The organism is Streptococcus sp. HSISS2 (genome assembly GCF_000448665.1).
Lineage (GTDB): Bacteria > Bacillota > Bacilli > Lactobacillales > Streptococcaceae > Streptococcus > Streptococcus raffinosi.
In genome coordinates this window covers 1750714-1759731 of record NZ_CM002133.1, presented here as the reverse complement: position 1 = coordinate 1759731, position 9018 = coordinate 1750714, and the positions used below count along the sequence as shown (strand labels likewise).

At 40.3% G+C, this 9018-nt stretch carries 3 protein-coding genes; all 3 read left to right on the top strand.

From position 1 onward, the window contains the following. Positions 1–1598: ABC transporter ATP-binding protein (locus HSISS2_RS07555; protein WP_134981523.1), on the top strand; the 1598-nt coding region annotated here is incomplete at its 5' end. A gap of 160 nt (positions 1599–1758) precedes the next feature. After that, entirely contained in the window at positions 1759–2847 is a 1089-nt protein-coding gene (locus HSISS2_RS07550; RefSeq protein ID WP_021146171.1) for a hypothetical protein, read from the top strand. Between the two features lie 728 nt (positions 2848–3575). Then, the coding region (locus tag HSISS2_RS07545; RefSeq protein WP_042767091.1) for an FctA domain-containing protein at positions 3576–9018 on the top strand (5443 nt) is incomplete at its 3' end.

The window sequence follows — 9018 nt, the reverse complement described above, 5'->3', positions numbered from 1 at the left end:
GCTTCCTCCTCATGGCGACGATTTCACAAGATTCCTTACGTTCCCTTCGTAATCAGCTTTTTGCTCGTATGCAAAAGCTCCCTATTCGTTACTTTGACACTCATAAACACGGGGACATCATGTCGATCTATACCAATGACATCGATGCCCTCCGTCAGGCCATTGAGCAATCCATTCCCCAACTCTTGCAAACGGCCATTACCCTTATTGGTGTGACTGTAACCATGCTTACTGTGAGTCCACTTCTCTTTATCGTGGTCCTAATCATGGTAGGCATCATGTTTATGGTTATTAAAAATATATCTGCCAAATCAGGCCGTTACTTCGGTGAGCAACAAAAGAATCTTGGGATTGAGAATGGCTTTATCGAAGAAATGATGTCAGGTCAAAAAGTGGTCAAGGCCTTTGTCCACGAAGAAGAAAGCATGGCTGACTTTGACAAGATTAATGAAGAACTCTTCCAATCCTCATACTTGGCCAATCGCTATGCCAATGTCCTCATGCCAATCCTTGGGAACTTAGGAAATGTATCCTTCGTCTTGACTGCCTTGGTCGGTGGGGTCTTTGCCCTCAATGGTGTGGGTGGCTTGACTATCGGTGGTCTCATGGCCTTCCTACAATTGAACCGTTCCTTCAACGGCCCTATTACTCAGGTCTCTCAACAACTGAACTTTGTCCTTATGGCGCTTGCCGGTGCCGACCGTATCTTTGACCTTCTGGATGAAGCAGAAGAAGTGGATCAAGGTAAGGTCACTTTGGTTAATTACGAATTGGTAGACGGTCAAATGGTTGTGACAGACAAGAAAACCAACCATTGGGCTTGGAAGCACCCACGTCCAAATGGCGACTACGAGTTGGTCGAGTTGGTCGGAAATGTGGTCTTCCAAGATGTTGATTTCTCTTACGATGGTAAGAAACAAATCCTTCACGACGTTAACCTCTATGCAGACAAGGGGCAAAAGGTTGCCTTTGTCGGTGCGACAGGTGCTGGTAAGACGACAATTACCAACTTGATTAACCGTTTCTACGACATCCAATCTGGTGTGATTACTTATGATGGTATCGATGTGAAGCTGATTGAAAAAGATTCTCTTCGTCGCTCACTTGGTATCGTGCTTCAGGATACCCATCTCTTCACAGGGACTATCGCTGAAAATATTGCCTACGGCCGTGCGGATGCGACTCGTGAAGAAATTCTTGAAGCTGCTCGTATTGCTAACGTGGATTCCTTTGTGCAACATCTGGACAATGGTTACGACACTGTTCTTACAGACGATGGTGCAGGCTTGTCTAATGGACAACGTCAGCTGATTGCCATTGCGCGTGCTGCCCTTGCTAATGCACCGGTTCTCATCCTTGACGAGGCGACTTCCTCTATTGACTCTCGTACCGAAAAAATGGTACAAGAGGGGATGGACCGCCTCATGGAAGGACGTACCGTCTTTGTTATCGCCCACCGTCTTTCAACCATCGTTAACTCAGATGTGATTATGGTTATGGACCATGGACATATCATTGAACGTGGCGACCACGACAGCCTTATGGAACAAGGTGGTACTTACTACCGACTTTATACTGGTGGTCTTGAAATTGATTAAGACTAAAAGAACTCAGGTTTTGCCTGAGTTTTTTTGTATATGAAGAAAATGACTTTTTTGAGGCTTTCCTTTTCTATAAAGGATGGAAGTTTTTAGCACCTTATCACCCCCCCCCTGTCTATGCTATACTAAAAGTGATACAGAAAAATGGGAGATTATTATGGAAAATAAGTTTATGCAAAAGTCCACACCTAAGAGTGATAAGACAACCAAGGCTGTTTTTATTGGTCTCTTAGTGGCGCTTCTCTTTGTTATTGCTGGGATAGCTATCTTTTTTGCTCTCAATGGTAGCAGTAAGAGTGCTAAAGGCTCGAACGCATCGGGCAAGTCGAGTAGTACCCTCTATTCAGGCAGCAATGCAGAGGATCCTTTGTTCAAAATCACCCTGAAAACTTTCGGGGATAACAAGGAATTTCTACTCGTGACACCAAACCCTGGTCAGGATAGAAACATGTTTAACATAGTGGGGGTAGCTGGTCAATACCTCGTCACTCAAGAGTATAAAGGGAATCTATCTAGTAAGAAAAATGCCAAGGGTGATAGTCTTTACAAGTATGACTACTATAATATCTATGTGTATGACACGGAAAAACCAAATCAAAAACCCAAACAAATCGACCTTTTGAAATTGGCTAAAAAAGCTGGGGATGAAGATTATTTAAATCAGGCAAGTCTAAGACTTTTCATGCTCAATGGACAGGGCTACCTACAATTGCCATTTGGGGCATCGTCAGCTGACCCTACTGCCAATAAAAAGTTCCTCAATCTTTATTCTCAAAAGATAGAGGAAATGTACATTCCAACCAACTCCGATACATTGGAGACGGAATTTAAACACGCTAATGTTGATATCTCTAAGACGTTAGCGCCTTTTGGTCTTGAGATGTTTCAGAGTGCTGCTAATGGTAAAGATTTTGATGATCATAGTAACACACCAACTGGTAATCTGCCTGCTTTATATTACCTTTCAGCCAAGGACAGAAGTCTTAATATGGACAATACCAACTTTGCCAAAGAGCAAAAAGATGCCTACGAGGCAGTTAAGACCAAACATGCGAGAATCTACAGCCTTCCAAATAAAGTCACTAACGAGACTTGGGTTAATGCCCTGTTGCACTGGATGGCGCCAGTGGGGCAAGATGCCTATGAGTTACAGGTTAGCGCCTTTAAACCGACTAATGAGGAAGGTAAAGTCAAATCCTATCAAGAATTACAGAGCTGGAACGACAACCATATAAGGAAGAAATAGACAAGCAGTTCCTCTCTAAAAAAATGACAAGAATCCCAAGTTTATAAGCTTGGAATTTTAAAATTTTAAGAAAAGAGGCTAACTAGACTAATCTTAAGTCTCTGAGAAACCGTTAGTAAGTAACAAAATCTTGAGAGGGTTACCGGGAAAATGGGATGACTTTTTTGAATTGTGAGGAAAGAATGGATAAAACCAGGTAGGTATTAATAAACTTTTTAAGATTTTTAACTCTTGGCAACCATTTTCAAATAGGGGATTCTGAAGGAAAAGCGCCCCTTAAACAAAAAGAAGGAGACAATCGTCAGTTTAGGCTAGCTTTTCGATTCAGAGGGACATATAGTCCGCCTTTATGTGATTTCTCTACTTTAAGTAAGGTTTAAATGAGAACATAAATAAAAATAATGATAATTATATGGCACATCAACAATCACTAAGATTAAAATTATGATTAATCTGCATGAGTTGATTAGAAAAATAAGAAGTGGTAAAAGATGTAAAATTTAAAGAAAAACTCAGTTATTTACTGCATTTTACAGTTGTTAGGTAAGAATTAATGAGTAAAAACAAAGTAAAATGTCTGACAATTTGATTTTTTTAAAAAAGTTGTCTAAATCACTTGACTATAAATTGTCAGAATATTAAAATGCAATTGAATCATGGATACGAGGATACAAATTCTCGAATGCATGTGACATATAACTAACTTTTTTAAAGAGGGAGACTTTATAATGAAAGACATTTTCAACAGACGCCAACGCTTTTCATTGCGTAAATATTCGTTTGGTGTCGCTTCAGTCTTGCTTGGGACAGCATTGTTTGCTGCTCACACCGCACAGGCTGAAGAGGTTGACGCAGCATCAACGTCGTCTTCAGATTCTTCTGCAGCTGTAGGAGCTGAGGGCACTGCAGATCTGGTCAAAGAAACAGCAACTTCTGTTGCTCAATCAGATCCAACTGCTGCAGCTGCGGCTGAAGCCCCAACTTCAACGCTACCAATCTCAGTAGCTTCTGTTTCTGAAGCTCCAAAGGCTGAAGCAACAACTTCTGAAGCAGCAAAAGAAGAAGCTTCTTCAAGCGCTAAATCAGAAGCAGCTAAACCTGCAGAAAACAAAGCTACGTCAGAAGCAGCTAAACCAGCAACTGCAGCTTCAACTGCAGCAGCCAGCGGTAAAGTTGAAACAACAGCTTCAACACCAGCAGCAACAGCCGCTACAGCAACTCCAGCTGCAGCAGCAGCTAACCATTCTGCAGCAACAGCAGCTCCAGTAGCTGAAGAAACACCAGCAGCTGAAACTGCTGCGGCAGCAACAAGTGTTAAGCCAAATGTTACAGCACGTGGTTATTCACGTTTTTATTCTGTAGGATCAGCAGCAAATCGTAGTGCAACACTTGACCGTGCAGCAACAGATATGACGAATGCTGGTGCTTTGGCAACAAGAAGCAGCCGTCGTAACCGTCGTGCTTTGACAGACCATAACGTAGCACCGATTGATGTTGTAACGACATTAGCTCCAAATGTTGCTGCCAATCCAGAAATGGCAGATCCTAACGGAGCATCTGTACACTCTCAAACAATTCCATCAGGGTACCAAGCTAAAGAAGGAGACTTCTATACTTATGGTATTTGGAATCTCACAAAATACAATACCCGTTACAATACAAACTACTATGCACGTGCTTATAAGAATTTTGACACTTCAACAGATACTACAGTTGAATTGATTGATAAGAATACGGGTAATGTAGTTGAAACACACACAATCACTGCAACTAGCGGTATTCAAAAATTCACTACAACAGGTCAAAAATCTAATAGTGAGTTGACATTGTATGTGGACTATCAAGCTGGCGCTGGACAAGGTCCTGGCAAGACAGACCAACCGTTCATTCAAATGGGATTTGAAGTAGGTTCTGCTATTCAAGCCTTAGTTGCTCCAGGTCATAACTTGACTCCAACAGAACAAGATCATTATAATGCTGTCTACAGTGCACGTAATTCAAATGATATTTTGAATGCAGTTGAACCTGCTTATAATGGTCGTCAGGTTACTGATACGAACTTTAAGATTCCTGTTAATGTTGAAAAGACTACTTACTATAAACTTGTTGACCAGGGGAACCCTACCTACAAGGAAACTGGTAAGTCTGTTACAACTCAGGACTATAAAGAAAATGGCAATGAAACTGAGTTAGCTGAATATACTCTGAAAGCTATGGAAGGTCAAAACTTCACAGCTTCTGGGGAACGTCAATTTAAAAAGACTGAAGAACTTACAGATAAAATTACCAGAGAAACAACTTACAAGCTTTATCAAACAGCTGCTCCAGATACAACTTCTGGTTATGTCAGTCGTCCATATAAAGTTGGAACCAAGTTTATGGATGCTGATAGATACGGTATTAAACGTATCAAAGAAATCGTTGGTGAAGATGGTTCAGTCGTCATTCGCGTTTACTTGTTAGATCCAAAACAACAAAGCAAACGTTCAGATGGTACTTTGAGTACTGATGGCTATATGCTTTTAGCAGAAACTAAGCCAATCAAACCGGGTGAGAACAATACTCAGGAATTGGTTAAGAAAATGTCACCTCTTCATACAATTCCATTTACTGGTACTGATGGTGTGAATCATCCGAATGGTATTGAATTTCCATTTGATTTCCAACGGGATGCTGCCTACACTCCTTACAAGACAGTTTTTGTTCCATTCTTGGGAGATAATATCGGTTATAATACTGATAATGAGCAACTTAGAAGAGGAGTTAAAGGTATTGGTATGAACGTTGACTTGCTCAACACTCTTGTACCATACAAACAACCAATTTACTACTACGATAAGACAGAAACTATCAAGGTAAAACCAGAAGTTGAAAAGCAATTGGAAGGTCGTGACCTTGTAGATGGTGAATTCAGCTTTAAGATTAAGGAAAACTCTTCTGCACCTGGTGTGGAAGAAACTGTCACAAATAAAAATGGTAAGGCAACCTTCTCTAAATTAACATTTAATAAAGTAGGTACTTATACTTATACTATTACCGAATTACCAGGTGCAGATAAGGATGTCGACTACGATGCAATGACAGTTACTATGACTGTTGATGTAACGGAGAACGCTCAAGGTGATTTGCAAGCTAAAGTTAAATACAGTGGTACTGGTGGTTTTGCTTCAAGTGCGGATGATAAAGTCTTCAACAACTATGTTGTAGCTCCTGTTAAGACTAAGTTCGACTTCACTAAAGCACTTGCGGGTCGTGCTCTTAAAGCTGGTGAGTTCAGTTTCCAATTGAAAGATGCCAACGGAACTGTTCTTCAAACTAAGACTAACAATGCTAGTGGTGTTATCGCCTTTGACGATTTGACATTCACAAACGCACAAGTTGGTACTCACAAGTACACTGTTGAAGAAGTTCGTGGTTCAGAAGCTGGTATGCAATATGACCCAATGAAAGCTGAAGTAACAATCACTGTTACTAAAGATGGTCATGTTCTTAAAGCAGTTAATACGCTTCCAGCAGACACTGAGTTCAACAATACATTCACACCTGCTGCAACACAAGCACAATTCCGCTTCACAAAACGTTTGGAAGGTAAGACTCTTGAAGCTAATGCCTTCACATTCGAATTGCTTGAAAACGGTAATGTGATCCAAACTAAACAAAATGCAGCTGATGGTTCAATCCAATTTGATCCAATCTCATATGCAACTGTAGGTACACACACTTACACTGTACGTGAAAAAGCTGGAACAGATACAAACATTGATTACGATACAATGAACGCAGTTGTGACTGTAAATGTTACAAAAGATGCTCAAACAGGTCTTTTGAACGCTGCAGTTACAATGCCAGCTGATACTGAGTTCAATAACTTTGCTGTTGCACCTGTTAAGACTAAATTCAACTTCTCTAAAGCTCTTGCAGGTCGTGCCCTTAAAGATGGTGAATTCAGCTTCGTATTGAAAGATGCCAACGGAACTGTTCTTCAAACTAAGACTAACGACGCTAGTGGTGTGATCGCCTTTGACGATTTGACATTCACAAACGCACAAGTTGGTACTCACAAGTACACTGTTGAAGAAGTTCGTGGTTCTGAAGCTGGTATGCAATATGACCCAATGAAAGCTGAAGTAACAATCACTGTTACTAAAGATGGACATGTTCTTAAAGCTGTTAATACACTTCCAGCCGACAAAGAATTCAACAATACATTCACTTCATCTCCAACACAAGCACAATTCCGCTTTACAAAACGTTTGGAAGGTAAGACTCTTGAAGCCAATGCCTTCACCTTCGAATTGCTTGAAAACGGCAATGTCATCCAAACTAAGAAGAATGCGGCTGATGGTTCAATCCAATTTGATCCAATCTCATATGCAACTGTAGGTACACACACTTACACAGTACGTGAAAAAGCTGGAACAGATACAAACATTGATTATGATTCAATGAACGCAGTTGTGACTGTCAATGTCACAAAAGATGCTCAAACGGGTCTTTTGAACGCTGCTGTTACAATGCCAGCTGACACTGAGTTCAACAACTATGTTGTTGCTCCAGTTGTGACTAAGTTCGACTTTACTAAGAAATTGGCTGGTCGTGAACTTAAAGCAGGTGAATTCAGCTTCGTATTGAAAGATGCTGCTACAGGTGCAGTTGTTGAAACAGTTAAGAATGATGCTGCTGGTAATGTTTCATTCTCTAACTTGTCATTCGACAACACTAAAGTAGGTACTCACACTTATACAGTAGAAGAAGTTATCCCAGCCAACAAAGAGTTTGGTATGACTTACGATAAGATGAAAGCTACTGTTACAGTTGAAGTTGCTAAGAACGGTCATTCATTGACTACAGTTACAAACGTATCTTCAACTGGTGGGGTTGATGCCAACGGTAATGCTACTGACGGTACTGCCGATAAAGAATTCAACAACAAAGTAACACCACCAGAAACACCTAAATTCCAACCAGAAAAATTCGTTGTAAGTAAAGAAAAATATGATATCACTGGTCATAAATTGACTGATGATGACGATGATGTTCCTGGTGACGAGTATGAAGCTACAAATGCAAATCCATATGTTGATGGTGTTGCTAACAACGAACCAGAAAACTTGAATACTAAGACTGTTAAACGCGGTTCTAAATTGGTATACCAAGTATGGCTTGATACAAATCAATTTACTGACGCAAACAACGTTCAATACGTTGGTGTATCAGATAAATACGATGCTGATAAATTGACAGTGAACGCTTCAGACATCAAGGCTTACGATTCAGTTACTGGTGCAGATGTGACTAACAAGTTCGACATCACAGTTGAAAATGGTACAATCACTGCAACTTCTAAAGCAGATTTCATCAAAGATAAAGTAAACAACCCAGTTATCGATACTACTAAGTTCGAATTTGGTCGTTACTATAAATTTGATATTCCAGCAACTGTTAAAGAATCTGTTAAAGCTGGTGCTGATATTGAAAATACAGCCAACCAAACAGTTCACGTTTACAACCCAGTAAGCAAGACGGTTGAAACACCACACAAACCAACACAAAAACGTGTTAACAGTGTTCCAGTTCCACTTGACCTTAACTTCACTAAGACTCTTGCTGGACGTACACTTCAAGCTAACGAATTCGAATTCATCTTGAAGAAAGATGGTACAGAAGTTGAACGTGCTCATAATGATGCGAGTGGTAAAGTAAACTTCAAGACACTTGAGTTTGGTCGTGATGATCTTGGTAAGACTTACAACTACACTGTAGAAGAAGTTCGTGGTACTGATAGCACAGTTACTTACGACCCAATGGTTGCAACTGTGAAAGTTGTAGTATCTCACGATGGTACTGCGAAAGCAATCGTAGCAACTGTCACAGATGCTGCTGATAAAGAATTTAACAATACCGTAACACCTCCAACAGAACCTAAGTTCCAACCAGAGAAATACGTTGTATCTAAAGCGAAATTCGATATCACAGGTACTAAGCTCGTTGATGACGATTCTGAATTGACAGATAAATATGGTGAAACAAACACAAATCCATATGTCGACAATACAAACAACAACGAAGCTGAAAACTTGAATACTAAGTCAGTTGAACGTGGCTCTAAACTTTACTACCAAGTATGGTTGGATACAACTAAGTTTGACGCAAACAACAAGGATAACATCC

Bases quoted from the DNA above. Each gene is read 5' to 3' on its own strand.
- HSISS2_RS07550 (WP_021146171.1), top strand. From the start codon at position 1,759: ATGGAAAATAAGTTTATGCAAAAGTCCACACCTAAGAGTGATAAGACA.